General features: G+C 64.9%; 32 protein-coding genes and 1 rRNA gene. 12 read left to right on the forward strand and 21 right to left on the reverse strand.

The genetic code is table 11. From position 1 onward, the window contains the following. From B2585_RS10470 to B2585_RS10490, 5 genes are all read right to left on the reverse strand, one after another. A 16S ribosomal RNA gene (locus B2585_RS10470) occupies positions 1-348 on the reverse strand; the annotation flags it as partial. A gap of 805 nt (positions 349-1,153) precedes the next feature. Further along, positions 1,154-1,771, reverse strand: coding sequence for a protein-methionine-sulfoxide reductase heme-binding subunit MsrQ (msrQ, locus tag B2585_RS10475; RefSeq protein WP_292022801.1), 618 nt, complete (start codon positions 1,769-1,771; stop codon positions 1,154-1,156). Next, positions 1,771-2,667: a protein-methionine-sulfoxide reductase catalytic subunit MsrP gene (msrP, locus tag B2585_RS10480; protein ID WP_292022803.1), complete on the reverse strand. Its 897-nt coding sequence runs from the start codon at positions 2,665-2,667 to the stop codon at positions 1,771-1,773. Before msrP ends, msrQ begins: the two co-directional genes overlap by 1 nt. Before the next feature lie 67 nt (positions 2,668-2,734). Further along, positions 2,735-4,237 carry an FMN-binding glutamate synthase family protein gene (locus B2585_RS10485; RefSeq protein ID WP_292022805.1) on the reverse strand — a complete coding sequence of 501 codons (1,503 nt, stop codon included), beginning with the start codon at positions 4,235-4,237 and terminating at the stop codon, positions 2,735-2,737. 21 nt (positions 4,238-4,258) lie between these two features. Next, positions 4,259-5,023: an FkbM family methyltransferase gene (locus tag B2585_RS10490; protein WP_292022807.1), complete on the reverse strand. Its 765-nt coding sequence runs from the start codon at positions 5,021-5,023 to the stop codon at positions 4,259-4,261. A 363-nt stretch (positions 5,024-5,386) separates the two neighbouring features. Between B2585_RS10490 and B2585_RS10495 the strand changes: the two genes are divergently transcribed. Continuing rightward, positions 5,387-5,632: a hypothetical protein gene (locus B2585_RS10495; RefSeq protein WP_292022809.1), complete on the forward strand. Its 246-nt coding sequence runs from the start codon at positions 5,387-5,389 to the stop codon at positions 5,630-5,632. Between the two features lie 52 nt (positions 5,633-5,684). Here B2585_RS10495 and B2585_RS10500 read toward each other — a convergent pair whose 3' ends face one another. Beyond that, positions 5,685-6,134 carry a DUF962 domain-containing protein gene (locus B2585_RS10500; protein ID WP_292022811.1) on the reverse strand — a complete coding sequence of 150 codons (450 nt, stop codon included), beginning with the start codon at positions 6,132-6,134 and terminating at the stop codon, positions 5,685-5,687. Between the two features lie 284 nt (positions 6,135-6,418). Between B2585_RS10500 and B2585_RS10505 the strand changes: the two genes are divergently transcribed. Beyond that, positions 6,419-6,649 (forward strand): hypothetical protein, encoded by a 231-nt coding sequence (locus B2585_RS10505; protein WP_292022814.1) that lies wholly within the window; start codon positions 6,419-6,421, stop codon positions 6,647-6,649. Positions 6,650-6,726: 77 nt separating this feature from the next. Here the strand turns inward: B2585_RS10505 and B2585_RS10510 are convergent, their stop codons facing one another. The 3 genes from B2585_RS10510 to clpB form a co-directional block, all read right to left on the reverse strand. Beyond that, the gene (locus tag B2585_RS10510) at positions 6,727-7,314 is read right to left on the reverse strand and encodes a TetR/AcrR family transcriptional regulator (RefSeq protein ID WP_292022816.1); all 588 of its coding nucleotides are present in this window, start codon (positions 7,312-7,314) and stop codon (positions 6,727-6,729) included. Positions 7,315-7,380: 66 nt separating this feature from the next. Continuing rightward, entirely contained in the window at positions 7,381-8,472 is a 1,092-nt protein-coding gene (locus B2585_RS10515; RefSeq protein ID WP_292022818.1) for a YhgE/Pip domain-containing protein, read from the reverse strand. A gap of 134 nt (positions 8,473-8,606) precedes the next feature. Continuing rightward, positions 8,607-11,222, reverse strand: a complete 2,616-nt coding sequence (gene clpB / locus B2585_RS10520; protein WP_292022820.1) for an ATP-dependent chaperone ClpB — start codon at positions 11,220-11,222, stop codon at positions 8,607-8,609. A 218-nt stretch (positions 11,223-11,440) separates the two neighbouring features. Here clpB and B2585_RS10525 point away from each other — a divergent pair, with 218 nt between their 5' ends. The 4 genes from B2585_RS10525 (at position 11,441) to B2585_RS10540 (ending at position 14,071) form a co-directional block, all read left to right on the forward strand. Next, on the forward strand, positions 11,441-11,746 hold the full coding sequence (locus B2585_RS10525; RefSeq protein WP_292022823.1) for a hypothetical protein: 306 nt from the start codon (positions 11,441-11,443) through the stop codon (positions 11,744-11,746). A gap of 49 nt (positions 11,747-11,795) precedes the next feature. Continuing rightward, positions 11,796-12,494 (forward strand): methyltransferase, encoded by a 699-nt coding sequence (locus B2585_RS10530; protein ID WP_292022825.1) that lies wholly within the window; start codon positions 11,796-11,798, stop codon positions 12,492-12,494. A 48-nt stretch (positions 12,495-12,542) separates the two neighbouring features. Beyond that, entirely contained in the window at positions 12,543-13,250 is a 708-nt protein-coding gene (gene pyrF, locus B2585_RS10535; protein WP_292022827.1) for an orotidine-5'-phosphate decarboxylase, read from the forward strand. A 68-nt stretch (positions 13,251-13,318) separates the two neighbouring features. Next, positions 13,319-14,071 (forward strand): hypothetical protein, encoded by a 753-nt coding sequence (locus tag B2585_RS10540; RefSeq protein WP_292022831.1) that lies wholly within the window; start codon positions 13,319-13,321, stop codon positions 14,069-14,071. Here the strand turns inward: B2585_RS10540 and B2585_RS10545 are convergent. The 3 genes from B2585_RS10545 to B2585_RS10555 all read right to left on the reverse strand — a co-directional run bounded on the left by B2585_RS10545 (position 14,058) and on the right by B2585_RS10555 (position 15,715). Further along, positions 14,058-14,330, reverse strand: coding sequence for a hypothetical protein (locus B2585_RS10545; protein ID WP_339718229.1), 273 nt, complete (start codon positions 14,328-14,330; stop codon positions 14,058-14,060). The two genes, B2585_RS10540 and B2585_RS10545, sit on opposite strands and share 14 nt — an antisense overlap. Beyond that, positions 14,327-15,223, reverse strand: coding sequence for an SPFH domain-containing protein (locus tag B2585_RS10550; RefSeq protein WP_292022835.1), 897 nt, complete (start codon positions 15,221-15,223; stop codon positions 14,327-14,329). Before B2585_RS10550 ends, B2585_RS10545 begins: the two co-directional genes overlap by 4 nt. 84 nt (positions 15,224-15,307) lie before the next feature. After that, positions 15,308-15,715, reverse strand: a complete 408-nt coding sequence (locus B2585_RS10555) for an NUDIX hydrolase (RefSeq protein ID WP_292022836.1) — start codon at positions 15,713-15,715, stop codon at positions 15,308-15,310. A 74-nt stretch (positions 15,716-15,789) separates the two neighbouring features. Here B2585_RS10555 and B2585_RS10560 point away from each other — a divergent pair, with 74 nt between their 5' ends. After that, entirely contained in the window at positions 15,790-16,704 is a 915-nt protein-coding gene (locus B2585_RS10560; protein WP_292022838.1) for a VOC family protein, read from the forward strand. Here B2585_RS10560 and B2585_RS10565 read toward each other — a convergent pair. The 7 genes from B2585_RS10565 to B2585_RS10595 form a co-directional block, all read right to left on the reverse strand. Next, positions 16,701-17,111 carry a hypothetical protein gene (locus B2585_RS10565; RefSeq protein WP_292022840.1) on the reverse strand — a complete coding sequence of 137 codons (411 nt, stop codon included), beginning with the start codon at positions 17,109-17,111 and terminating at the stop codon, positions 16,701-16,703. The genes B2585_RS10560 and B2585_RS10565 overlap by 4 nt on opposite strands. A gap of 79 nt (positions 17,112-17,190) precedes the next feature. Continuing rightward, positions 17,191-17,838, reverse strand: coding sequence for a pseudouridine synthase (locus tag B2585_RS10570; RefSeq protein ID WP_292022842.1), 648 nt, complete (start codon positions 17,836-17,838; stop codon positions 17,191-17,193). Positions 17,839-17,875: 37 nt separating this feature from the next. Further along, positions 17,876-18,499 (reverse strand): LysE family translocator, encoded by a 624-nt coding sequence (locus B2585_RS10575; protein ID WP_292022844.1) that lies wholly within the window; start codon positions 18,497-18,499, stop codon positions 17,876-17,878. Further along, positions 18,496-18,864, reverse strand: coding sequence for a GFA family protein (locus tag B2585_RS10580; RefSeq protein ID WP_292022845.1), 369 nt, complete (start codon positions 18,862-18,864; stop codon positions 18,496-18,498). The genes B2585_RS10575 and B2585_RS10580 overlap by 4 nt, the downstream gene beginning before the upstream one ends. Continuing rightward, the gene (locus B2585_RS10585; protein ID WP_292022847.1) at positions 18,861-19,238 is read right to left on the reverse strand and encodes a GFA family protein; all 378 of its coding nucleotides are present in this window, start codon (positions 19,236-19,238) and stop codon (positions 18,861-18,863) included. Before B2585_RS10585 ends, B2585_RS10580 begins: the two co-directional genes overlap by 4 nt. Beyond that, on the reverse strand, positions 19,232-19,681 hold the full coding sequence (locus tag B2585_RS10590; protein ID WP_414674049.1) for a GAF domain-containing protein: 450 nt from the start codon (positions 19,679-19,681) through the stop codon (positions 19,232-19,234). The genes B2585_RS10585 and B2585_RS10590 overlap by 7 nt, the downstream gene beginning before the upstream one ends. A 75-nt stretch (positions 19,682-19,756) precedes the next feature. Continuing rightward, positions 19,757-20,935, reverse strand: coding sequence for a thiolase family protein (locus B2585_RS10595; RefSeq protein ID WP_292022850.1), 1,179 nt, complete (start codon positions 20,933-20,935; stop codon positions 19,757-19,759). Between the two features lie 97 nt (positions 20,936-21,032). Between B2585_RS10595 and B2585_RS10600 the strand changes: the two genes are divergently transcribed. Together B2585_RS10600 and B2585_RS10605 are read left to right on the forward strand one after the other, a co-directional pair. Further along, positions 21,033-21,374 (forward strand): STAS domain-containing protein, encoded by a 342-nt coding sequence (locus B2585_RS10600; RefSeq protein ID WP_292022851.1) that lies wholly within the window; start codon positions 21,033-21,035, stop codon positions 21,372-21,374. Next, positions 21,364-21,873 carry an ATP-binding protein gene (locus B2585_RS10605; RefSeq protein WP_292022852.1) on the forward strand — a complete coding sequence of 170 codons (510 nt, stop codon included), beginning with the start codon at positions 21,364-21,366 and terminating at the stop codon, positions 21,871-21,873. Before B2585_RS10600 ends, B2585_RS10605 begins: the two co-directional genes overlap by 11 nt. A gap of 242 nt (positions 21,874-22,115) precedes the next feature. On the opposite strand, the gene hspQ is transcribed toward B2585_RS10605, so the two are convergent. Next, positions 22,116-22,442, reverse strand: a complete 327-nt coding sequence (gene hspQ / locus B2585_RS10610) for a heat shock protein HspQ (RefSeq protein ID WP_292022854.1) — start codon at positions 22,440-22,442, stop codon at positions 22,116-22,118. A gap of 83 nt (positions 22,443-22,525) precedes the next feature. Between hspQ and B2585_RS10615 the strand changes: the two genes are divergently transcribed. Then, the gene (locus B2585_RS10615; RefSeq protein ID WP_292022856.1) at positions 22,526-23,407 is read left to right on the forward strand and encodes an AEC family transporter; all 882 of its coding nucleotides are present in this window, start codon (positions 22,526-22,528) and stop codon (positions 23,405-23,407) included. A gap of 74 nt (positions 23,408-23,481) precedes the next feature. Further along, positions 23,482-24,072: a lytic transglycosylase gene (locus B2585_RS10620; RefSeq protein WP_292022858.1), complete on the forward strand. Its 591-nt coding sequence runs from the start codon at positions 23,482-23,484 to the stop codon at positions 24,070-24,072. On the opposite strand, the gene B2585_RS10625 is transcribed toward B2585_RS10620, so the two are convergent. Continuing rightward, positions 24,069-25,295: an FAD-dependent monooxygenase gene (locus B2585_RS10625; RefSeq protein ID WP_292022860.1), complete on the reverse strand. Its 1,227-nt coding sequence runs from the start codon at positions 25,293-25,295 to the stop codon at positions 24,069-24,071. The genes B2585_RS10620 and B2585_RS10625 overlap by 4 nt on opposite strands. Before the next feature lie 83 nt (positions 25,296-25,378). Between B2585_RS10625 and B2585_RS10630 the strand changes: the two genes are divergently transcribed. Further along, the gene (locus B2585_RS10630) at positions 25,379-26,707 is read left to right on the forward strand and encodes an amidase (protein WP_292022861.1); all 1,329 of its coding nucleotides are present in this window, start codon (positions 25,379-25,381) and stop codon (positions 26,705-26,707) included. Positions 26,708-26,733 lie beyond the last annotated feature (26 nt).

The raw sequence follows: 26,733 nt of genomic DNA on the forward strand, positions 1-26,733 counted from the left end.
CGCCCATTGTCTAAGATTCCCCACTGCTGCCTCCCGTAGGAGTCTGGGCCGTGTCTCAGTCCCAGTGTTGCTGATCATCCTCTCAAACCAGCTATAGATCGTAGACTTGGTAGGCCATTACCCCACCAACTATCTAATCTAACGCGGGCCGATCCTTCACCGATAAATCTTTCCCCCGAAGGGCGTATACGGTATTAAACCCAGTTTCCCGGGACTATTCCGTAGTGAAGGGCACGTTCCCACGCGTTACTAACCCGTCCGCCGCTAAGCCCGAAGGCTTCGCTCGACTTGCATGTGTTAGGCCTGCCGCCAGCGTTCGTTCTGAGCCAGGATCAAACTCTCAAGTTGAAAACCGATTACTCGGTTATCCTTGACGTTCGAACCTCTGCACATCAATTCCAACCGGCTAAGGTTGGAACCGTCTCTGTTTGTTGTGCTTCAGTACCAAAGGTACCGAAAGCCGTCCAAACAGTGAAGCTGACTATCCATCATCGCTAGGGCTCGAAAGCCTTCGCTAGGTAGTTTGATATGCAGTTGTTTGTTCATCGAATGAACCAAACCGCCCACATATCTCTTCAGATACCATCGATTTCAAAGAGCGTAGAGACAAAAACCCGACTGGTGCGCCCTAACTTCTTCGGCGCGCCCGCCTGATCTAGCCTCTAATTTTTTGCCTCGCTTCCCTCTGGAGCGTCGCTCCGTCGTTCCGTCTGGCGTTCCGTTGTGCGCCTCAGCGCCGCCGGTGAGGGGGGTTCTACGGTTATGGGCCGTACCCCGCAAGTGCTTTTTTTCAGAAACATGAGATTTTTTGCCGGAAAGATGTAAGGCACTGTTTTTATTATATCTTTTTGTGTGTTTTTCCTCCTGATACCCCTTGGAGGTCCGGAAATCTTGGGCGCTAACAGCGCCAAATCACCCTCAACCCCCCCTTATCCACAGACTCACCGGGACTCAGAGACCCGTTTCACCCCCGATTCAGCCGTTTCGAGCCGGGAATCTCCCCGTGAATCGCTTGTGAGAGTCGGTGACTCGGTGGAATCGGGGGGTGAATCGGCGGATTTTTGTGGCGCAGGCCCCGATTCAGGGGTGAATCGGGAGGCGATTCATATGCGCCGGGGGCGATTCACCCGGAAATCCGGGTGAATCGGGGGTTTCAGGCGTTCGCTGTCTGGCGGCTGCGCTTCGGAAAGCGAATCCGCACTGCGAGAAGCAGGACGATTCCGACAAGATAGAACACCGGCTCGAGCTGGATGCCCTTGCGCAGGAGCAGGAAGTGAATCCCGCCCAGGATGATCGCCGGATAGAAGAGCTTGTGGATCTGCTTCCACGTCCCGCGCAGTTTGCGCATTGACCAGTTATTCGACGTGACCGCCAGCGGGATGAGAAGCGCGAAGGCCCCCATGCCGATGGTGATGTAGGGCCGCTTCACGATATCGGCCCAGATCTGGCTCCAGATCTGCACGTCGAGAAACAGCCACACCGCGAGGTGACAGACGATATAGAAGAACCCGACGAGGCCGAGCGCCCGGCGGAACTTCACGAGGTTGATCCGGGTGAACCGGAACAGCGGCGTAATCGCCAGCGTCGCGATCAGAACCTGAAGACCGAGGAGCCCGATCTGATGCTCCATCGCCTTCACCGGGTCCACGCCGAGGTTGCCGGTGACACCCTGATAGAAAAGCCACGCGGGCGGCACGACCCCGATCAGGTAGATCGGCCAGGCCGGGATCTTGCGCAGGGCGCCGTTTGTCGTGCGTGCGAACTCGGACATCAGAACTTCTCGGACAGGTCCATGCCGGCATAAAGGCTGGCGACCTGATCTTCGTATCCGTTGAACATGAGCGTGTCCTTGCGGGCCGCAAAGATGCCGCCGCCGATCACGCGTTCCGTGGCCTGCGACCAGCGCGGGTGATCCACGTTCGGGTTCACGTTACTATAGAAGCCGTATTCCCGCGCGTTCGCCTTGTTCCAGGTTGTCGGCGGTTCATCCTCGACCAGCGAGATCCGAACGATCGACTTGATCGACTTGAAGCCATACTTCCACGGCACCACCAGCCGGATCGGTGCGCCGTTCTGTTTCGGCATCGGCTCGCCATAGATCCCGGTGGCCATGAGGGTGAGCGGATGCATCGCCTCATCCAGCCGCAGACCCTCGACATAAGGCCATTCGACGACCGGGAACTTCACGCCCGGCATTTCCTCGGGGCGATAGGCCGTCTCGAACGCCACATACTTGGCACCCGACTGAACACCCACTTTTTCCAGAAGCTGGTTCAGCTCGAACCCGTTCCACGGGATCACCATCGACCAGGCTTCCACACAGCGGAAGCGATAGATGCGCTCCTCGGTCGTCATGCCCTCGGTCAGATCGGCATAGAAATAGGTGCCGGGGCGGTCGACCAGCCCGTCCACTTCGATGGACCACGGGTCGGTGGTCAGCATGTGGGCGAACTTGGCCGGATCTTCCTTGCCGGTCCCGAACTCATAGTAGTTGTTGTAGTTGGTGATCTCTTCGAACGTATTCGGCTCGAGCTCGTTTTGTGCGAGCGCCGGGGCCGCGATGCCGCCGGCCATGAGGCCCGCCGCGCTCGCCATGATCTGCCGGCGGTTCATGTAAAGTGCTTTCGGCGTGACGTCGTCACGGGTCAAATCGGGTTTGTATCCCATCGGGTCCTCCATCGTCCTTCTTCTCCCGTCTTACGGAAGGAACGAGACGCGGCCCAATAAAGGTGCATCACGATAGCGCGTGAGTACTGTAACTCGGGTATATCTCGTTCATCGGGATCGAACGCCCATCACCCTGCACGATCCGCACATGCCGCCGCCGCATCTGGCGCGGCTCCGCGACACCAACGGAATGGGCGATCGTCTCGACCTCGCGGATCATGTTGCGCGCGAAACTCGCCACCTTGGTCGCCTTGTCCTTGGGCACGAGTCCCTTCTGCAAACGCGGGTCGTGGGTGGTGACGCCGGTGGGGCAGGTGTTCTTGTTGCACTTGAGCGCCTGAATGCAGCCGAGGCTGAACATGAAACCGCGGCCCGACACGACGAAATCCGCCCCCGCGCAAATCGCCCAGGCCACGTCCGACGGGTTCACCATCTTGCCCGACGCGATCATGCGGATGCGGTCGTGCAGCCCCCGCTGGTCGCGAAGATCGACGATCCGGGGCAACGCCTCGCGGATCGGCATCCCCACCAGGTCGATCAGCGGCATCGGCGCGGCCCCGGTGCCGCCCTCGCCCCCGTCGATGGTGATGAAGTCCGGCGCGGAGTCGGGACCGCGCCGCATGATGCAATCGAACAGGTCCGAGAACGGGTCGACCGCGCCCACCACCGTCTTGAACCCGACGGGCTTGCCGGTGACCTCGCGGATATGGGCGATCACGTCGAGCAGATCGTCCCAGTCGTCGATCTCCTCATGTCGGTTGGGCGACTCGCTCGCCTCACCGATGGGGATACCCCGGATGCGCGACACCTCTTCGTCCACCTTGGCCGCCGGAAGGATGCCGCCCTTGCCGGGCTTGGCCCCCTGCGCGAGCTTCAGCTCGAACATCTTTACCTCGGGATGCGCCGCCACATTGCGCAGCATCTCGTCCGACAGCTTGCCGTTCGCGTCGCGCACCCCGTATTTCGCGGTGCCGATCTGATAGACGATGTCGCAGCCCCCCTCGAGGTGATAGGGCGCCATGCCCCCCTCGCCGGTGTTCAGCCAGACCCCCGCCTTCTTCGCCCCCATCGACAGGGCGCGCACGGCAGGTTGCGACAGCGCGCCATAGGACATGCCGGAAATGTTGAAGAAGCTCGGCGCCTCATAAGGCTTCGCCGCCGTCGGCCCGATCACGATCGGCGCGGTCTTGGCATACTGGAACCCGAGCGGCGGAAAGGCCGCGTTCACGAAGATCGTCGTGCCGGGCATCGAGATGTTTCGGGTGGAGCCGAAGGCGACCGTGTTGTCCTTGTCCGACGCGGCCCGGTAGACCCAGTCGCGCTGCGCCCGGTTGAACGGCATCTCCTCGCGGTCCATCGCGAAGAAGTATTGCCGGAAGAATTCCCCGAGGTTCGTGAAGATATGGCGAAAGCGCCCGATGACCGGGTAATTGCGCCGCACCGCGTCCGCCGTCTGGAACTTGTCCACGAACCACCAGAGCAGGACGATCAGAACGCCAAGCCCGATCAGGAAGACAAAGAACATCGCGAGATATTCAAGGATCCAGAACGTCGTGGTCATGTCGTCCATGTCGCCCTCCCCGGCGTGCGCCTATTCGGCCGCGACCTTTTCCACCTGCGACGCATGGATCAGCAGGTGGTTCTTGTTGAGCCTGTAGCGTTGCACCGTCTTGTCGACGACGTAATCGCGCGCCTTGGCCCAGGCGAAGAAGTCGTCCTCATTCTCGTTGTCCACTTCGACGAGCAATGTGGGCGTGTGGGTGGAAATGGTCTGCTCCAACCCCGAGAGCGCCATCATCTCCATCCCCTCGACATCGATCTTGATAAGGTCAGGCGTCACGCCTTCCAGCAGGACGTCGCCAGGCACCACCATAAGATCGCCCTCGCCCGACAGCATCTTGGCCCCGCCAAGGTTGCGCTCGCGCTTCTGCATCGCATAGCCCTCCTCGGCCTTGTCCGACAGGCCGACCCCCAGCTTGGCGAGGTCGAAGACATCCTCCAGCCGGTTGATGAGGACATTATGTATGAGCAGGCGGTATGCCAGCAGGTTCGGCTCCACCGGAATGACCCGGCCGGCCTTCAGGATGAGGGCCGCATATAAGGAGTGGTTGCCGACGTTCGCCCCGATATCGACAAAGGTGCCGCCCTCGGGAAACAGCCGCTTGAGGTCCTTGAGCTCCTTTTGCTCATAGAACTGGCCGCGGCGGTGGTTTCTCTGGATCGGGTCGTTGACCATGTCCACGCAGAAACTCACCCGCGTCTCCTCGATCAGCGTGTGGATGATGGTCACATCATGCGCGCGAAACGGTTTGCCGAATTTGATCTTGCGGAGAATGCGTTCGACTTCGGGGCTCATCTCGCCTCCAGCTTGCTCGTGCCGCCGGGGTCTCATGCCCCGTTTGCGGCGATCATGCCGCGCGCGAGTCGCAGGAACAAGGGAAATCCGGCTGGCCCGCCCCCGGCAGTATCCCGCGCGTATGAAAAAGCCCTGAAGATCGGCAAAGCCCGGCCAGATACGCCCGCCCGGATCGGTGCCTGTCCGCCACATGGCGAAAGCCCGCCTTTGACGGTCCGGTTTCCGCCGCCCCCGCGCGGCCCTTTTCGCGGCCCGGCGCTCAAATCCGCCGCCTTGCCTCGCGACGGATGCGCGGGCGCCCCGGTCATGTCCCTCTCGCCTCACCCGCAAGAACGGGACCACACCAACAACGGAGACAGACATATGAAACTCGCAAATCTCGCCATCGCCGCTTCCCTCACCATCGGGTCGGTCGCCATCGCTCAGGATGTCATGCCGATCGACACGGACGGAGACGGCATGGTCGCCCCAGAGGAGCTGATGGCCGCATTCCCGGACGTGAACGAAGACGTCTTCACGGCCGCCGACACGAACGGCGACGGGATGCTCGACATGGAAGAGCTCGCGTCCGCCCAGGAAGACGGGCTCATCCCCGAGGACGAGGCCTGACCCCGACCTCGCCTCACCGAGCGGCCCCTGCCTCCCCCCGGTGGGGGCCGCTTCAGTAGTTGAGCCCGGCGCGCTGGTAGATGAATGACAACAGCCACGCAGGCCCGATCAGCAGGAACTGCACATCCTTGAAGAACGACGGCTTCTTGCCTTCGACCTTATGCCCCCAGAACTGTCCGACCCACGCCAGCACGAACAGGATCAGCGCGGTCGCCCAGATCGGCAGCGGCACGACAGTCTCCAGAAGCAGGATGATGAGGTAGCCCGCGATCAGCACGATGACGAAGCCCAGCGCGAGCGGCGGCGACAGCATCGCGTAGTAGGCCAGCGCCGCAATCGCCACAGGCCAGAGCAGGTTAACACCCGCGACCGGCGGGATCGCATAGATCAGCGCCATGACGCAGACGAAGATCACCGGCACACAGATCCAGTGGACCTTCTTGTTCGTCTCGTTCTGATGGCTTTCACCGTATTCGGCGAGCAACGCGTCGACTTTTCGCATATCGGCCCCTCCCTGCTGCAAGCCTAAGACCAGTCCGGCCTGTTCTCAAAGGCCGTAGTATTAAGGTGGCGTCACGTCAGGATTGAAGGGCGGGCCGGACCGGTGATGTGAGCATCGGCCAGTTTGAGCCGACGCAGGCGATATTCCGCCCTATTTTTCAGGAACTTATAGCGAACTGAGCAAGCCAGTCCGCCCCGCCTCGCTTTCCCTCTTTCCAACGCCGCGCGCACGCTGAATATCGCCCTGCGCCGCGCGTGCGGCGTAACCTTATTGTGGAGACACACATGAAGTCGCTGAAATTCACCCTTGCCGTTCTCGTGCTGACAACGGGAGCCGCCTTTGCGCAGGATCTCGACGCCGACGGCGACGGCTCCGTCACCTATGAGGAAGCCACCGCGCTCTACTCCGGCATGACGGAAGAGGATTTCGCCGAAGCCGACACCAATGACGACGGCGTGCTCGACGCGGACGAAGTCGCGCTGGCCGAAGAATCCGGGCTTTTCGCTGCTGATTGACCCGGTATAGCCCGGACCCCCATCTCCCGGGCAGGACGCCCCCGCCGGTTAAACGGCGGGGGTTTTCGTTCGGTGGGTCAGCCTTTTGGCCCGATCCCGTCGAACAGGATGGCCAGCATCCCGTCCACTTCCGCCGCGTCGTCCCAGTCCCGCTCGGGCTGGAGGATCGAGCGATGGATGAAATACCCGGCGATGAGCGAGCCGACGGTGCGAAAGAACCGCTCCCGGTCGGTTGGCGTGACCGGCCCCATGATGCCCACGACCTCGGTCAGTTGTTGAAACAGCGGCGTCGCCTCGGCCACGATCAGGTCCCGCAACTCGCGGTTCACCAGCGCCTCCTGAAACAGGATACGCACGAGCGGCTCGTAATGGGTCATGAAGGCGAGCCGCGACAGCATCACCTCGCGCAGGATCAGCCGGGGCTCGTCCCGGTGCTGGTCCAACAGCGCGACCGCCTGCTGCTCGGCCGCCGGGGTCAGGATGTGGCGGATCACCGGCGCGGCCAGCCGAAGCAGCAGGTCACGCTTGGTGGGGAAATGGCGAAAGATCGTCGCCTCCCCGATCCCCGCCCTCTGCGCGATCATCTTGGTCGATGTGCCGTCGAACCCCGTTTCGGAAAAACAGTCCAGCGCGGCGAGGATCGCGAGGCGCTTTTTCGGCGCCATGCGACCCTCCTCCTTCTCGACAGCTTCGACAACCGCCTTCGCGGCTTCTGTTTCCAAATGACTCATTCAGCCGTTTCTGGCAGGGATCGCAGCCTTGATCCAGATGAGGACGAGTCCGACGACCGCAATCGTGCCGATGAGCATCACCGGATACGCAAGGTCGACCCCATGCACCGCGCCCCGGTAGGCCGCCCCGATCCGCTCCAGCCCGGCCCAGCCGGTGAGCGAAGCGAGCCATTCCGGCGCCGCCGCCGCCGGGGCCATCACGCCCCCGATGGCCGACTGGTAGAAGGCGAGCGGCAGGAGGATCGCGATCATCCACAGGCCCAGCAGCGACAGAAGGCCGATGAACCCCCAGGTGAGGGCAAGCGCGGTGGGCCAGACCACGGCCCAGGCGGGCAGGAAACTCTCCCACCCCGCCGCGGCGCCCACGACCAGCGCAAGGCAGAGCGAGGCGACGCCGGTGATCGCCACCGGCAGGATCGTCCGGGTCATCGCCGCACCCCCGCGCCCCTCCATCGCCCGCGTCGCGAGCGTCATCATGATCGCGCCCACCAGCGCGGCGAGCCAAGTGGTATAGAGCATCGCGAAGGGCGCCTGGAGTTTCGCCATCGGCCCCATCTCACCCAGCGGCGTCACCGTGGCGGCGACCGGCATTTCGCCGCTCGGCATCTGCCCCTGCTCCATCGCCAGCCGCATCGAGGCGACACCGGCGGACATGGCAGCGGGCAATATGCGCTCCAGCTGCTGCGCCGTCTGGACCTCCGCAATCGTCGCGGCGGGGGATGTCACGATCTCGAACTGCGCCTGCGCGCCCTTGAACGCCTGCGACGAGAAGTCCGGCGGAAAGACGAGCACGACACTCACCTCACCCGCCTCCAGCGCGGCCACCGCCGCATCCCGCGCCGGATAGGCTTCGGTGCGGAACGGAAGCTGACCGCCAAGACCCGACAGCATCCGCTCGGACACCTTGATCGGCGGCATCGGCAGCCCCTCGTCCTGGTTCACGATACCCAGCGTGACGGACTGGGCCGAACGGGCCGGGTCCATCGGTGCGGTCAGGTTAAAGACCGAGAACAGGAGCATGATCGCCACCGGCACGATCAGCGCCTGTTTCGCCATCGGGGCGGAGATGAAGGATGAAAAGAAAGTCGCCATTGTGAGCCTCCCGAATGATGCGAGTGTTCACTCGCATTTGCATGGGAGTGATTACTCGCATTTCTCGGGCCGGTCAAGACAAACGAAAACGGGCGGGGTCTCCCCCGCCCGTCACAGCTCTCGTGTCTGGCCTTTTAGTGAACGACGGCGTCATCCGGCTTGGGGTTGTTCGAGTTCCCCACCCGATCCCCGATGATAAGCCCGTCCGCCCCGGCCGTGACCGGCAGCGTCTCGCCATCCAGCACCTCACCCGAGAGGATCATCTCGGCAAGCGGGTCCTGCAACGCCTTCTGGATCACCCGCTTGAGCGGGCGGGCACCATAGACCGGGTCATAGCCCTGATCGCCGAGCCAGACCTTCGCGTCATCATCGACCGAGAGCGTGATGTTGCGCTTGGCCAGACGCTTGGCGAGCAGGCCAAGCTGGATCTCGACGATGCCCGACATATCCTCCCGGCCCAGCCGGTCGAAGATGATGGTCTCGTCCAGACGGTTGAGGAACTCGGGCCGGAAATGCGCCCGCACCGCGTCCATCACGTCCTGCTTGGCCTTCGACGCATCCGCGCCGTCCGGCAACTGGCTCAACGCCTGCGCCCCGAGGTTCGAGGTGAGCACGATCAGCGTCTGCTTGAAGCTGACCGTCCGCCCCTGCCCGTCGGTAAGCACACCGTCGTCGAGCACCTGAAGCAGCACGTTGAACACGTCCGGGTGCGCCTTTTCGACCTCGTCGAACAGGACGACCTGATAGGGCTTGCGCCGCACCGCTTCGGTCAGAACGCCACCCTCGTCATAGCCGACGTAACCCGGAGGGGCACCGATCAGCCGGGCCACCGAGTGCTTCTCCATGAACTCCGACATATCTATGCGCACCATCGCGCTGTCGTCGTCGAACAAAAACTCGGCCACGGCCTTGGTCAGCTCGGTCTTGCCCACGCCGGTCGGCCCGAGGAAGAGGAAGCTGCCCAGGGGCCGCGCCTCGTCGTTCAGCCCGGCCCGCGCACGCCGCACGGCATTGGCCACCGCGCGCACCGCCTGATTCTGGCCAATGACCCGCTTGTGCAGACCATCTTCCATGCGCAGGAGCTTGTCGCGTTCGCCTTCGAGCATCTTGGAGGTCGGGATACCCGTCCACCGCTCGACGACCTGCGCGATCTGTTCCGGGCGCACGGCCTCTTCGACCATGATGTCGTCCTCGACGCTCTCGGCCTCGGACAGCTTGCGCTCCAGCTCCGGGATCACGCCGTAGGACAGCTCACCGGCCTTCGCGAGATTGCCCTCACGCTTGGCCGAGTCGAGCTCCGCACGGGCGCGGTCCAACTGTTCCTTGAGGTCTCGGGCGCCCTCCAGCTTGGCCCGCTCGGACTGCCATTTGGCCGTCATGCCAGCGGATTCCTCCTGAAGCCCGGCAAGCTCGGATTCGAGCTTTTCCAGCCGGTCCTTGGAGGCCTTGTCGTCTTCTTTCTTGAGCGCCTCGGCCTCGATCTGAAGCTGAAGGATATTGCGGTCGAGCTGGTCAAGCTCCTCGGGCTTCGAATCCACCTCCATCCGCAGACGGCTGGCGGCTTCGTCGACAAGGTCGATCGCCTTGTCCGGCAGGAACCGGTCGGTGATGTAGCGGTTCGACAGGGTCGCCGCCGCCACGAGGGCCGAGTCGCTGATCCGCACACCGTGGTGCAGTTCGTACTTCTCCTTGATGCCCCGCAGGATCGAGATCGTGTCCTCGACCGTCGGTTCGTCCACCAGCACCGGCTGGAACCGACGGGCGAGCGCCGCGTCCTTCTCGACATACTTGCGGTATTCGTCGAGCGTCGTGGCACCGATGCAGTGAAGCTCCCCACGCGCGAGCGCCGGTTTGATGAGGTTCGCAGCATCCATCGCGCCATCGGTCTTGCCGGCCCCGACGAGCGTATGCATCTCGTCGATGAACAGCACGATCTCACCGGCGGCGGCGGTGATTTCGTTCAGCACGGCCTTGAGCCGCTCCTCGAATTCACCGCGATACTTCGCACCGGCGATCAGCGCGCCCATGTCGAGCGCGAGCAGCTTCTTGCCCTTGAGGCTTTCAGGCACGTCACCGTTCACGATCCTGAGGGCAAGGCCCTCGGCAATGGCGGTTTTACCGACGCCCGGATCACCGATGAGGACCGGGTTGTTCTTGGTCCGGCGGCTCAGGACCTGCATCGCGCGGCGGATTTCCTCATCCCGCCCGATGATCGGGTCGATCTTTCCGTCCTCGGCCGCCTCGGTCAGGTCGCGGGCATACTTGTTGAGCGCTTCATAGCTGTCCTCGGCGCTCGCGCTGTCGGCGGTGCGGCCCTTGCGCACGTCGTTGATCGCGGTGTTCAGCTTCTGCGCTGAAACAGCCCCGGCCTCCAGTGCCTCCTTGGCCTTGGATTTCACCAGCGCCAGTGCAGTCAGCAACCGCTCGACCGGCACGAAACTGTCGCCCGCCTTCTTGGCGACCTTTTCGGCCTCGTCCAGCACGCGCGCCGTGGCATTGTCGAGATAGACCTGCCCCGCATCCCCGGTCACGACCGGGATACGGCCGACAGCGGCGTCCACCGCCTCGACCACGCGCTCGGGCGACCCGCCGGCCTGACGGATCAGGTTGGCGGACATGCCTTCTTCATCATCCATGAGGGCCTTGAGCAGATGCTCGGGCGCGAGTTTCTGATGGTTCTCGCGCATCGCGATCGTCTGGGCGGCCTGAATGAACCCGCGCGACCGTTCCGTGAATTTCTCCAAATTCATCGTCTTTTCCTTTCTCCAAGCGCCCCATGTCTCGTGGTGCCCGCTCTGCGGCACACCCCTGTCAGGGCCTCGCGCTATAAATGGGGAGACGGGGCGCGCCTCGCAAGACTGTGATCACAAAAAGTCGCAGCACTTCCTTCAGGTTTCAGAAACTGAAAACGAACCGAAAATTCATGCCTTTCGGTCACTGTCCGCATCGAGGGGGCAAAGGACCGAGTATGAAAGTCACCAACATCGACATCCGCGATCTGAACTGGGACGATCGCACCCGCTGCTTCCGCGGCTCCGTTTCCATGACCATGATTCCGGGTCACGACGGCCGACCGCGCAACGTCAATTTCATCTGTCAGGCGCACCGGGCGCCCGACTGCCCCTCGTCGCTCATCACTTACGATTTCGTCACCCATGCGCTCGAACAGGCCCGCGCCATGCCCGGTTTCCGGCGGGGGGAGGAGCAGATTTCGGTCGACATCACAAGCGCGGTGGGCCGCCTGCCCCTGTCTCCACGCGCGGCTTCGGCATAGCCCTGTTCGCGCGCCGGTTCCGTGCTATCCTGTCCCGACAGGGGGTGTCATGGCGACCATCGCGGACATTCGGGCAAAGTCCGGCTTGAGGCAGATCCTCGAGGGTCAGCCTCAGCATGTCCTTCTGGCGGTGCTCCTGACCATCGGGGCCGTCGCCCTCATCGCGCCCGTGCCCGATGCGCCCCGCCTCCTCGGCCTCACCGGCACCGGCTGGGCCACGCTGTCCATCGCACTCGCGCTGACCCATCAGGTCGTGGTGGCCTTGGGCTTTCGCCTCCAGCTTCACCGGGCGCTTTTCACGCGGCTGTTCGGCGCCCGCGACCTTGCCATCTGGACGGCGATCTTCATGCCGCTCCTCGCCGCACGCCCGATCACGCTGATCCTGACGGGCTGGGCGGACACCGTTCCGATCACCGGCCTGCGCTGGCTGGAAATTCCCCTCGGCCTCGCCCTTCTCGCTCCGGCCATCTGGGGCATGCACTCGACCCTCGTGCATTTCACGCTCCGCCGCGCCGTCGGCGGCGACCACTTCCGCGAGGAGATCCGCGCCCTCCCCCCGGTCCGGGGCGGCGTGTTCGACCATACCGACAATGGCATGTATGGCGTCGTCTTCCTGGGCTTCTGGGGCATCGCGCTCCTGTTCGGATCATGGAACGCGCTGGTCGTCGCGGCGTTCCAGCACGCCTACATCTGGGTCCATATGTACGCGACCGAAGCCCCCGACATGCGCCGCCTCTACGGCCCTTGACCTGCGCCGGTCGCCTGACCAAAAGGGCCGAAACCGAAAGGACGTGCCATGACCGATACGCTCTCGAAATCCGATGACCGCCTGATCGTGGCGCTCGACGTGCCCAACGCGCTCGCCGGGCTGGAACTCGCGCAGCGGATCGGTGATCCAGTCGGGTTTTACAAGATCGGGCTGGGGATGCTGACCGGCGGGGGCCTCGCGCTCGCCCGTGAACTCATCGACGAGATGGACAAGCGCATCTTCCTCGACATGAAGCTCTTCGACATCGGCAACACGGTCGAGGCGGCGGTGAAAGGGCTCGCCCATTACGGCCTCGACTTCCTCACCGTTCACGGCGACCCGCAGGTCGTGCGCGCGGCGCAGGAGGGCAAGGGATCGTCCGACCTCAAGATCCTCGCGGTCACGGTGCTGACCTCGCTCGACCGCGACGACCTCGACCAGATGATGATCACGCCCGGCGACGTGCAGGAGATCGTGGTGGAACGCGCCCGCCGCGCGATGGCCGCCGGGGCGGACGGCGTGATCGCCTCACCCCATGAGGCCGCGATGATCCGCGCGCTTCCCGAGGCGACCGGCAAACTGATCGTCACGCCGGGCGTCCGACCCGCAGGGGCCGAAACCGGCGACCAGAAACGCGTGGCGACCCCGGCCAAGGCCATCTCGGACGGGGCCGACCACATCGTCGTGGGCCGCCCGATCAAAAGCGCGCCAGACCCGCGGTCCGCCGCCGAAGCCATTCTTGCCGAGCTGCCCTAGAGGGATTCCCCAGCGGAATTCTTCGCCCTTCATGGTATCCTCGGGTCATTGATCCGAAGGACATTGCCATGACCCAGCCCGATACCGGCCTTCGCGAAGAGGCTCAGAACGACCTCGTCCTCGAATACCTCAACGTCCGGCGCGCGCTCGGCTACCTCGGCTTTCTCCTGCCCGCCATGCTCATCGCCTACGCGCTCACAGCGAAGGGCACCTTCGCCCCTTCGATCAGCGAGTTCTATTACACCCACATGGGCGACATCTTCGTCGGCATCATGTGCGCCATCGGCGTGTTCCTGTTCACCTACAAGGGCTACGCCCGCCGCCCGGAGAAGGGGGAGATCCTGTCGGACCGCTGGCTGTCGCGCATCGCGGGGGCCTTCGCCATCGGGGTCGCGATATTTCCCGTGCGGGTGGAGGCCCCGATGCTCTGCACCGAGGAGGGCATAAACCTCGGGATCGAATGTCACCCGAACCTGTTTCACTTCGGCTCGGCCACCGGCTTCTTCGCCGCTCTCGCGATCCTGTCGATCTTTCAGTTCACCAAGGGCGACCGGGACGAGGAGGGCCGCATCCGCTGGACCGGCGACAACCTGATTTTCGTGGGCTGCGGCGTGGTCATGATCCTGTGCCTGCTGGCGCTCGTGCCCTACGTCCTGATCGACGCCGCGACCGAGGCGCTCGCCCCCTGGAAATACATGTTCGTGATGGAGACGGTCGCCTGCGTCGCCTTCTCGATCTCATGGCTCGTGAAGGGCAAGCAACTCGGCGCGATCCGCACGGCGGTGGGCCGGATGGCCCCGGCGGGTGTCAGTCCTGATTGATGTCGCGGTGAAAGGTCTGCGTCTGGCCTTTGCGCACCCCGAAGGCCCGGCGCAGCACGATCCAGACGACGACCGAGAACACGGCGAAGATCACCAGCGACACCGGCAGGCTGAGGACAAAGCCCAGCGCGAATATGATGCCGACCAGCGCCGCGCCCAGCGCGAAGCCGACGAAGATGAAGCCGGGGGCGAACAGTTCGAGGATCGCGAGGACGAGCGCCGCCGCGATCCAGACCCACCAGATTTCCCAGATCATCATGTCGAGCGTCCTTTCAGCATCCCGAAGGCATTCTTGAACGCATCAACTGCATCGGCGGGGAGCAGGATCATCTGGTTGCCCGGCCCGTCACCCACCTTGGTCAGCGCCTCGACCTGCTTGAGCGCCACCTGGTATTGCGCGGCCTCCAGCCCGTTATCGGCGATGGCCTTGGCCACGACCTCGGTCGCATAGGCCTCAGCATCCGCCTGAATCCGCCGCGCCTTGGCGATCTGTTCGGCCGCGTAAAGCTCGGCATCCGCCGACAGCTCCACCGCCCGTTTCTTGCCTTCAGCCTCGGTCACCTGCGCACGGCGGGCCCGTTCGGCGTTGAGCTGCTGGAGCATCGCGTCGCGGGTCGCCTGATCGAGGTTCACGTCGAGGATTTCCGCCCGCGTCACTTCGATCCCCCAGGCATCGACCGCATCCTCCACCTGCGCCTTGATCCTTAGGATCAACTGCTGACGGTTCGACTGGACGTCGTCGAGGTCCATCATCCCGATCTCGCTCCGCACGATCCCGGCGACGGTGGTGGAGATCGCCCCGTCCACGTCACGGATTCGGTAGACGGTCTTTTCCGGGTTGAGGATGCGGTAGAACACGCTCGTATCCACCTGCACCAAAGCGTTGTCGCGGGTGATCGCGTCCTGGGTATTCGTCGGCAATTGCCGTTCGAGGATCGACACCTTGTGGCGCACACGGTCGAGGAAGGGGATGATGAAGTTGATCCCCGGCCCGAGCACGCTTTGCAGCCGCCCGAACCGCTCGACCACGAACTTCTCGGACTGCGGCACGATCCGCACACCCAGAAAGACCGAAACGATCAGGAAGATGGCAACCAGCAGCAGGACGATGTTAGCCCCGACAAACTGAGACAGGAAATCCTCGGGGGTCATAGGGTCGCTCCGCTGCTGAAATGCTCGCACACTATGCTGTGGCGCGGTCTGCTCATCAAGGCAAGATATGCGGTCCTTCAGCCCTCACAGGTCGTGCATCTCCTCCATCGCCTCGGCGACCCGCATCCGGAAATGCGGGATCACGTCATCGCGCAGCACCCATTCGGCCGGGTGTATCAGGGCGATCTCCTGCCCCTCGTCTCCCAACCGCAGGTCCCCGGACACAACCTGGGGTAGTTTCGCGGCGAAACTCCAGGCCGGGTCGGGGCGCGGATAGAACCTGCGCCAGATCAGCGCTTCGGGCGGGATCATCAGACCGGTTTCCTCGGCCGTTTCGCGCAGAACGCAGGCTTCGGGGGTTTCCTCGCCCTCGCGCCCGCCGCCGGGCAGGTCCCACAGGCCGGGCCAGGGGATCGCCGGGTCGTCGTCGCGCCGGATCGTCACCAGTTTGCCGCCGATGAGCAGGATCAGTTTCGCACCTGTGAAATTCATGGGGGAACGATAGCCGAGTTCGCGTTATCATCCAGCCCGAGACATCAGCCGTATCCGCCAAAACGGAGAACCACATGATCCCGCACATCCAAGGACTGCACCACGTCACCGCCTTTGCCGGCCCGGCCCCGGAAAACAACGCCTTTTTCACGGACACGCTCGGCCTGCGCCGGGTCAAGACGACGGTGAATTTCGACAACCCCTATGTCTATCACCTGTATTTCGGAGACAAGAACGGCACGCCCGGTACGGTCATGACTCATTTCCCCGACCGCAAGTGGTCGCAGGGGCATCGCGGCACCGGCGAGGTTGCCATAACCGCCTTTGCCGTGCCGCGCGGGTCCCTGGGCGACTGGGAAAAGCGGCTGACCGACAGCACGCGGGTCGAGGTGTTCGGCGAAGCGCAGCTCCGCTTCCCCGGCCCGGACGGCGAAACGCTGGCGCTGGTCGAAAGCGACGACACGCGGACCCCGTGGACAGCCCTGCCAAAGGGCATGGCGATCCGCGGCTTTCACTCGGTCACGCTGATGATCGCCGACCCGCGCCCGACGCTCGATCTACTGACCGCGATGGGCTACGCCGAAGCGGGGAACGAGGGCACGACCACGCGCCTCACGATGGATGCGCCGGTGGGCGTGATCGACGTGATGGCCGCGCCGGACATGCCAAAATCCGTGGAAGGCGCCGGATCGGTCCACCACATCGCCTTCGCCACGGCGAACGACGAAAGCCTGCTGGCCGTGCGCGAGGCGGTGATCGACGCGGGGATGCGGCCGACCGAGGTGCGTGACCGCAACTATTTCCACTCCATCTACTTTCGTGAGCCGGGCGGCGTGTTGTTCGAGGTCGCGACGCTCGACATCGGGTTCGACGCGGATGAGCCGGTGGAAACGCTGGGCGATGCGCTGAAGCTTCCGTCTCAGCACGAGCATCTGCGCAGCGAACTGGTCAAGACGCTGGAGCCGATCGACGGGCTGGACCTGAGCTAGCCGATCAGCGAGAGCGCATATGCGATCACGGCAAGCACGGTGCCCGCGAGAATCACGCGCCAAGGAGTCTTGACCCCGGACATACGCTCAACCCGCCAGGTCACGGCCAGCATCGGAACGGCCAGAACGCTGGCCATGACGAAGGCATAGCCCGTGCCATAACCGAGGTCCGGTGTGACCCGAAAGACGAGCACGGCGTAGCCCAGCGCCACGGCGAGCGTGCCGAACCCGATGGCAAGGTAAAGCGCGCGAAAGACAAGCGTGACCCCCGGTGCCTCGGGGTCTGCACTCGCGCCCATTGCGTCCTTGTGATAGCCATGAATACCGCGCGCGAGCCCGTATCTGGCAGCCATCGCGACAAGCACCAAGAGTGTCAGGATGTGAAAGATGGTCTCGGCAATCTGCATGTGGAATCCCCCCCGATGCCCAATGCATTTCACTCTGGCTCTTTGCGGCCCCCACGTCCAACGCGTTTCGTCGCGCCCCTCAGAACGGCGGCTTCGCCTTGACCGTCGTGCCCTTGCCGCCGTCGGGATGGCGAAAGCGAAGGCTTTCGGCGTGCAGCATCAGGCGGGGGAAGTCGCGGGCCGGGCCTTCGGCATAGAATGGATCGCCCAGGATCGGGTGGCCAAGCTCCAGCATGTGGACGCGCAACTGATGGCTGCGCCCGGTCTTGGGAAACAGCCGCATCCGCGTCGTCCCGCCTTCGCGTTTGAGAACCTTCCAGTCGGTGAGGGCGGGCTTGCCCTTGTCGAAATCGACATGCTGTCGCGGGCGGTTGGGCCAGTCGACGATGAGCGGCAGGTCCACGGTTCCCTCGTTCCCCTCGACGTCGCCCCAGACGCGGGCGATGTAGGTTTTCTTCATCTGCCGCTTTTCGAATTGCAGACCAAGGTGGCGCTGCGCGTGCGGGGTCAGAGCGAACACCATCACGCCGGAGGTGTCGCGGTCGAGCCGGTGAACGAGCAGCGCCTCGGGAAACGCGGCCTGCACACGGGCGAGCAGACAATCGGCAAGCTCTTCGCCCTTGCCCGGTACCGACAACAGGCCCGCCGGTTTGTTGGCAAGCAGGACTTCGTGATCCATGTGCAGGACCTCGAGCGGATCGTCGGGCGGGATATAGCGTTCGTCCATGCCCGCGCTTTCGCAAAGCAGGCCGGATTGCGCAAGCCTAGCGTTGGCCGCCGGTCAGGACGAGCCGGAGCGCAAGGGCGGCATAAACGGCCGCGCTCACCCGGTTGAGCAGGCGCGCATGGCGGGTGAGTTTCGCGCCCGCGACACCGGCCGCGACGCCGTATCCGGCGGTGATGAAGAACCCCGTCGCGGCGAAGAGCGCGCCCAGCGCGAGGATCTGCGCCCAGAGCGGCCCCGCCTCGGGGGCGGTGAACTGCGGCAGGAGGGCGAGGATGAAGAGCGCGACCTTGGGATTGAGCGCATTGGTCACGAAGCCGCGCCAGACGGCCCGGCCAAGTCGGCGTGCGCCCTCACCGCCCTGCGCGGCCCCCGCGCGCCAGCTTTTCCACGCGAGCCAGAGGAGGTAAGCCGCCCCCGCATAGCGTACCGCGTCATAGGCCAGCGGAAAGGCCGCGAGGAGCGCCGACAAGCCCGCCGCCGCCAGAATCGTATGCCACAGCGCGCCCAGCGCGACGCCGAGCGCGGCGGCGGCCCCGACACGCGGCCCGCCGGACACGCCAGAGGCCGTGGCGAACATCACGTCTGCGCCGGGGGTGAGGTTGAGCACGACCCCGGCCCCGAGAAAGGCGAGCACGGAGGCCGGATCGAGCCCTAGGATCATTCGATCTCGCTTTCGGGGATCGCGTAGTAGTCCCCCTTGTCCTCTAGGTGGATATGGGTCGAGGTCGTGAGCCCGGTGGCCCCGTCCAGCGTCCCGGTCATCACCGACGTCATCTCTCGCCCGCCCTGCTGCCAGAACAGCGACGACCCGCACTTCACACAGAAACCCCGCCGCGCCTCGGGTGAGCTCTGGAACCAGGCGAGCGTGTCACCGGCAATGGTCAGATTGGCGGTCGGGACCTGCGTCGCCGAGAGGTAGTGTCCCGTCGTCTTGCGGCACTGGGTGCAGTGACACGCCATGCTGGGTCGCCACGGTCCCTCGGAGGCATAGGTGACCTCCCCGCACAGACAGCTCCCCCGTTTCATTCGGTGTCCACCTGCGGCTCATCCCCGGGGATGGTGTAGTAGTCGCCCTTGTCGGCGGTGAAGATATGGCGGAACCCGGTCACGCCCGTCGGCCCGTCGATGGCGCCCAGCGCGACCCCGATCTCGTCCGACCCGTTCGCCTGCCAGAACAGGAACGACCCGCAGGTCGGGCAGAACCCGCGCCGGGCCGCGTCACTGGCCGCATACCAGCGCGGGTTTCCGGTGATTTCGATGTCCGTGAGAGCGACCTCGCCCGAGGCCCAGATATGCCCGGATTGCTTGCGGCACTGGGTGCAGTGGCACGCGCCTGCGTCGCGCAACGGTCCCGAGACGGAAAACCGGATCGCGCCGCAGAGGCAGGAGCCGGTCAGCATTTCCCGAAGACCTCATCCAGCAGGGCGGTGAGCACCGTCGCGTCTTCCTCGGTGAAGGCGTCGGGCCGGTCGCTGTCGATGTCGAAGACCCCGATGACCGCGCCCGCGCCGTTACGAACCGGCAGGACGAGTTCGGAGCGGGTGGAGGAGGAACAGGCGATGTGCCCCGGAAACGCTTCCACATCCGCCACAAGCTGCACCTCCCCCGTGCGCGCCGCCGCGCCGCAGACGCCGCGCGAGAACGGGATCGTCAGGCAGCCGTGTCCGCCCTGGTAGGGCCCAATCTTGAGCAGCTCCGGTTCGGTCACCCGGTAGAACCCGGTCCAGTCGAAGCGGTCGTCGAAATGATGCACCTCGCAGGCCATGGTGGCCATGAGGGCGACCTCGTCGGTTTCCTCCTCGGTCAGGGCGCGGATGCGTTGGGTGAGTTCGGCGTAGTCCATGCGGATCTCCGGTTGGAGAGGCCGGGGGGCTGTCTGCCCCCCGGACCCCCCGAAGGTTTCTTGAAACAGAGAAGATCAGACCCGTTCGATGGCGATGGCCGTGCCTTCCCCGCCGCCGATGCAGATCGCGGCGACACCGCGTTTGAGGCCGCGTGTCTCAAGTGCGTTAAGCAGCGTCACGATGATGCGGGTGCCGGAGGCGCCGATCGGGTGGCCCAGCGCGCAGGCGCCGCCGTTGACGTTCACGATCTCACGGTCGAGGCCCATTTCCTGCATGAAAGCCATGGGGACGACCGCGAACGCCTCGTTCACTTCCCACAGGTCGACATCCGCCGTGGTCCAGCCGATCCGGTCGAGAAGTTTCTTGGCCGCCGGCACCGGCGCGGTCGGGAAGAGCGCGGGGGCCTGGGCGTGTGACGCGTGACCGAGGACGCGTGCGCGAATCTTGAGCCCGGCCTTGTCAGCGACGGCTTCACCGGCCATCACGAGCGCGGCCGCGCCATCCGAGATCGACGAGGAATTGGCTGCCGTGACCGTCCCGTCCTTGCGAAAGGCCGGTTTGAGCCCCGGGATCTTGTCGGGCCGCGCCTTGGCGGGCTGTTCGTCTTCCGACACCACCACGTCGCCCTGGCGGGTCGAGATCGTGAAGGGCGCGATTTCGCCCGCGAAGCCGCCGGATTTCTGCGCCTCCAGCGCACTTTCGAGCGAGCGGATCGCGTAGTCATCCTGCGCCTCGCGCGTGAACTGGAACGCCTCGGCGCAATCCTCGGCGAAGGTACCCATGAGGCGGCCCTTGTCATAGGCGTCCTCGAGCCCGTCGAGGAACATGTGGTCGATGACCTGCCCATGCCCGATCCGCGCGCCGCCGCGCATCTTGGGCAGAAGATAGGGCGCGTTGGTCATGCTCTCCATCCCGCCCGCGACCATGATGCCGGTCTGGCCGAGGGCCAGCTGGTCGAAGGCGACCATGGCCGTTTTCATGCCCGACCCGCACATCTTGTTCATGGTCGTCGCCGGCACCTCTTCCCCGAGGCCAGCCGCGAATCCGGCCTGCCGCGCGGGGGCCTGTCCCTGGCCGGCGGGCAGGACGCAGCCCATCAGAACCTCTTCGATCCGGTCGGGGCCGGCCCCGGCATCGGCCATCGCCGCCTTGATCGACGCACCGCCGAGGTCCGCTGCCGGAACGCCGTCGAACACGCCCTGAAATCCCCCCATCGCGGTCCGTGCCGCGCCTGCGATCACCACGTTTTCCATCGCGTCCTCCTATCAGGTTTCTGTCGGCCGCTTACGGGTTGGTAACGAAGCTTGCCTAAGGTCGCCCGCATCAAAACGCCTGCGAAGGAGAATGGCAATGGAGCTCATGTCGAGGGATGTCGGGGATCTTCGGGTCGTCACGGTGGCCGACGCCCGGATCGATGCGGCTGTTGCGATCCAGTTCAAGGATCAGATGCGCGCGCTGATCGACACCGGGCCGGACCGCGTGGTGCTCGATCTGTCCTCGGTCGCATTCGTGGACAGTTCGGGGCTGGGTGCCATCGTCGCCGCGATGAAACAGGCGGGCGAACCACAGCGGCTCGAGCTGGCTGGGCTCACCCGCAACGTGGCGAAGGTCTTTGCCCTGACCCGGATGGACCGGGTCTTTACCATCCACGCCGACGTCGCCACGCTTGAGGGGCTGGCCGATGCAGGCTGAACCGCTGCGCTTCATGGGACACGCCCGCGACCGCCACCGGCCCGGCCCCTTCGCGGGAAACGGCGGGCTTCACCTCCTGTTCCCCGCCACCGACATGGCCGTGCGCCGGGCGCTGAGCACGGCTGTCTCTGCTGCCGAAGCGATGGGCGTGGGGCCGGATGCATCGGGGCTGGTTGAGCTGGTGCTGGCAGAGGTGATGAACAACGTGGTCGAACACGCCTTTGCCGACCGGGGCCACGGAATCATCGAGCTTGAGGCATGGCGCACCGGTCAGGCCCTGTCGGTGCGCATCCGTGACGACGGCGTGCCGATGCCGGATGGCGAAGCGCCGCCGGCCCGGCACCATGACCTCACGGTCGTGTATGAGGACCTGCCCGAAGGCGGGTTCGGCTGGGGGATCATCCGCGATCTGACGCGCGACCTGCGCTATCGCCGCGACGGGGCGCGAAACGAGCTGACCTTTTCCATCGACCTCGACATTTCGATCGACGCGGGCTGAAGGTCCGAGGCGAGACCACGTCGGGAATTATTAACCAAGCCCGACCCATTTGCCCCCGAAATGCCCTATTGGCTCCCAAACGCGAACAAAAACCGCGGTCATAAACATCCTCGTAGCTGCAATGCTTCCCTCGGTGCCGCGTGTAACAGCCCCCACCCAGTGCGCGGCACCGAGGTTCTCACCCCCAAGCATTGAAAAGCGCACCGCCGGTTACACGGCGCGGCTGACATCCTGCGGGACGTTCAGTTGAGCTGGAAGTGCAGCGGGTAGTGACCATCCTCGAAATCGCCGAAGAGATCTTCGACATCCGGATGGGTCACGGGTTCGCCCGAGTAATCCTCGACGAGGTTCTGTTCGGAGACATAAGCCACATAGTAGCTCTGATCGTTCTCGGCGAGCAGGTGATAGAAAGGCTGATCCTTGGGCGGACGGCTATCCTCGGGAATGGCCTCATACCATTCGTCCGTGTTCGAAAACATTGCATCCACGTCGAAAATAACACCCCGAAAGGGATGCTTGCGGTGGCGCACGATCTGGCCAAGGTGATATTTCGCGTGCGTTTTCAACATAAATCAACAGTCCCCACACCACTACTAGACACTCAACCCGGCGCTGTCCATTACCGGGGCGCGCGATTCAGGGGAAACAGATTGTGAACCTCGTTCTTACAGTGTTGGAAATCGTGGCGCCCGTGTTTTTGCTGGCCGGAATCGGCTTTGCATGGGTCCGCCTCGGCCACGAATACCGAATCAATTTCGTCACGAAACTGGCGATGACGCTTGGCACCCCGGCCCTCATCTTCACCGCCCTCATGCAAACCGAGATCGACCCGAGCGCGCTCACCTCCCTCTCGCTCGCCACGGCCGCCGCCTATGCCGCCGTCTGCCTCGTCTTTTTCGTGATTCTGAAGCTCCGGGGCCTGAACCTGCGCAGCTACCTCGCCCCGCTGACCTTCGGCAACACCGGTAACCTGGGCCTGCCGCTCGCGCTGTTCGCCTTCGGCGATACCGGGCTGAGCTATGCCGTCGTCGTCTTCGCAATCATGGCGATCGGGTCGTTCACCTTCGGCCTGTGGCTGGTGTCGGGCGGCGGCTCGCCCGTCGCCGTGCTGAAAGACCCGATCCTGCTCGGCACCCTCGCGGGCACCCTGTTCCTCGTGATGGGATGGCAGACGCCCACGTTCCTGACCAACACGCTGGAGCTTATCGCCCAGCTTGCGATCCCGCTCATGCTCCTGACGCTCGGGGTCGCCGTGGCCCGCCTGCGTCCCGCCGGGTTCCTGCCGGCCCTTGGCATGTCGCTGGTCAAACTCGTCGCGAGCGTGGCCCTCGCCCTCGGCATCGGCCTTGCCTTGAAACTCGAGCCGGTGGCCCTCGCCGTGCTTGTCGTGCAGCTTTCCACCCCCGTCGCCGTGTCGAACTACCTCCTCGCCGAGAAGTACGACACCGACCCCAACGCGGTCGCCGGGCTCGTCGTCGTCTCGACGCTCCTGTCCGTCCTCGCCCTGCCCGTCATCCTCGCGTTTTTCGTCTGAAAAGACCGGCCATTTCCAAATCGCCCCATATCCGCTATGCTTCCTTCAAAATAAAAGAACATAGCGAGAGGCAGATGAGCAGGTTTCTCCGCGCGATAGCGATGCTGGCCGTCACAGCGGCCCTGATTTCATGCGGGCAGAATTTTTCTGCGCCGCGCAACCTCGACGATGCCTGTGCCATCGTCAAGGAACGGCCCAAGTATCTGCGCGCCATGACGGCGACAGAGCGCAAGTGGGGCGTGCCCGTGCCTGTTCAGATGGCGATCATCTATCAGGAATCGAAGTTCATCGGGAACAACCGGACCCCGGTCAAATACGCGCTCGGCGTGATCCCGATGGGCCGTCAGAGTTCCGCCTACGGCTATGCTCAGGCGCTCGACGGGACGTGGGAGGAATACCAGAACGACCAAAGACGGCGCAGCGCGAAACGCCACGACATCCGCGCGGCGACTGATTTCATCGGCTGGTACATGACCCAGACGGTCGAAGAGACCGGGGTGCAGCTGGGCGACGCCAAGAACCAGTATCTCGCCTATCACGAAGGCCGCTCCGGCTATCTGCGCGGCAGCCACAACAGCAAGTCCTGGCTCCTGCGCATTTCGGATGAAGTGGCGGCCCGCGCGGCGATCTACGACATGCAGCTCAAGTCTTGCGGCAAGCGCTAGATCTGGCGCCCTTGCAGGAGTTTCGGCAGGTCGCCGGTCAGCCCGGCGGCCTCGCGGATGAAGCCACGCCGCAGACCGGGCAGCGCGTTCACCACGCCAAGCCCCACCTCGCGCGCCGCGCGAAGGAGCGGATTGTCGTTCGAAAACAGTCGGTTCGCGCCCTCGGTGGCAAGCACCATCTGCATCACGTCGAACCGCCGCCACGCCTGATACCGGTCGAGCACGTCGCGCCGCCCGAAGTCCTCGCCGCGCCGGCGGGCAAGGGTCAGCACCTCGGCCAGCGCGCCCACATCCTTGAGCCCGGCGTTCAGCCCCTGCCCCGCGATCGGATGCATCCCGTGCGCCGCATCCCCGACGAGAGCGACGCGCTCCTCTACGAACCGCTCCGCCACGGTGAGGTTGAGCGGATAGGTAAACCGCGCCCCTGCCAGAGAGATGTCCCCGAGGAAATCCCCGAACCGGGGCCGCAGATGATCAAGGTAGCCGGCCTCGTCCAATGCGTGAACCCGCGCGGCATCCTCGGAGGTTTCGGTCCAGACGATGGAGGAACGGTTGCCGGTCAAAGGCAGGATCGCGAGCGGTCCGGGCGGCATGAAGAACTGGTGCGCGGTGCCGTGATGCGGCAGCTCATGAGCGATGGCGGCGACCAGCGCGGTCTGGCCGTAATCATGGCCCCACCGGTCGATCCCGGCGCGCTGCGCGGTGCCCGAGGCGCGTCCGTCACATCCGACGATGAGCCGCGCGGTAATCTCGCGCCCGCCTGCAAGCGTGACACGCGCCACGGCCCCGTCGGCCGCCTGCGCCACCACCGTTTCACCCGACAAGAGCGTCACACGCGGATGCGCCGCGACAGACGCGGCCAGCGCCTGCGACAGGAACCGATCCTCGACCATGTAGCCCATCGGGCCCTCGTCGATCTCGGCATGGTCGAATTCGAGCACGAAGGGCCCCGGCCCGGCGTCCGGCTTGCCGTCCGATATGCGGATTTCGAGAAGGGGCGTGGCGTTCTCGGCCACCCGCTCCCACACCCCGATGACCTTGAGCAGCCGCTGCGAGGCAAGGGCGAGCGCATAACCGCGCCCGTCGAACGAATCCTCGCCCCGCGCACCCGCCGGCAGCGCGTCCACGACGGTCACGTCGAACCCGGTATCCCCCAGCGCGAGGGCCAGGGCGGGGCCGTTCAGCCCGCCGCCCACGATCACGATATCTGTGTCGGTCGTCATGGGGTCTTTCTGCGCCGATGCGCCGGGATTGTCCATGCGCCCCCCTGCCGCTACCGTCCCCGAAACGGCGCGGGGAGAGGCGAATGTCGGACGATTGGTTATGGATGAGCGCGGCGGACCTTGGGCGGGGGATCGGCGCAGGCCGGATCGACCCCGTTGCGCTGGCCGAGGCCCATCTGGACGCGGCCGAGGCACATCCAGACGGCACCCGCATCTACGCCCGCCTCACCCGCGAGCGCGCATTGGCCGAAGCCGGCGCGGCGGCGGCGCGCGCCCGTGCCGGTCAGCGGCTGGGCCCGCTGGACGGTGTGCCGGTAAGCTGGAAGGATCTGTTCGACACGGCGGGCGTCGCGACCGAGGCGGGCTCGGCCCTTTTGCGGGACCGGGTTCCCGAGCGCGACGCCGAAGTGCTCGCCACCGCGACGTTGGGCGGGCTCGTCTGCCTCGGCAAAACGCATATGTCGGAATTCGCCTTCTCGGGCCTCGGGCTCAACCCGATCACCGCGACCCCGCCGAACATCCACGACCCCCAGGCCGCCCCCGGCGGCTCGTCCTCCGGTGCGGCGGCCTCGGTCGCTCACGGCCTCGCCCCCGCCGGAATCGGGTCTGACACCGGCGGCTCGGTGCGCGTGCCCTCGGCGTGGAACGATCTCGTGGGCCTCAAGACCACGCATGGGCGGCTGTCGCTGCGTGGCGTCGTCCCCCTCGCCGCCCGGTTCGACACGGTGGGGCCGCTGTGCCGGACGGTGGAAGACGCGGGCCTCCTGCTCGCCGCGCTGGAAGGTGGCCGCCCCGCCGATCTCACCGGCGCGACGCTCTCGAACGCCCGCCTCCTCGTGCTGGAAAACGGCCTCGCCGACTGCCGCGACGCACCTGCCGCCGCCTTCGAAACCGCCGTCTCGCGCCTGTCGAAAGCCGGAGCGCAGATCGACCGCGCTCATATCCCGGAGCTCGACTCGGCGCAAAGCATGTCGGGCGTCCTTTACACCACCGAAGCCTGGGGCACCTGGGGCGACCGGATCAGCGCGGACCCGGACGCCATGTTCGCCCGCATCCGCGAGCGGTTCGAGGCGGGGGGAAAGGTCTCGGGCGCTGACTACGTCGCCGCCTGGCGCCGCCTCGACGCGATCCGCGAAACCGTGCGCGCCCGGGCCGCGGGCTACGACGCGCTCATCCTGCCCACCACACCCAACATGCCTCCGAATGCCCGGCGCCTGCTGGACGAGGACGACTATTACGTCACCGAGAACCTGATGACCCTCAGAAACACCCGGTTCGGCAACCTGCTCGAAGGCGCCTCGCTTACCTTGCCCACCGACACACCGGGCGCGGGCCTCATGTTCCTTGGCAAGCCGATGGGCGAAGAACGGCTGCTCCGGCTCGGAGCCGCCGCCGAGGCCGCACTGGCCTGACCCCTTCTTCGGTCCGAAAATACCTC

Source organism: Maritimibacter sp. UBA3975 (assembly GCF_002384975.1).
GTDB lineage: Bacteria > Pseudomonadota > Alphaproteobacteria > Rhodobacterales > Rhodobacteraceae > Maritimibacter.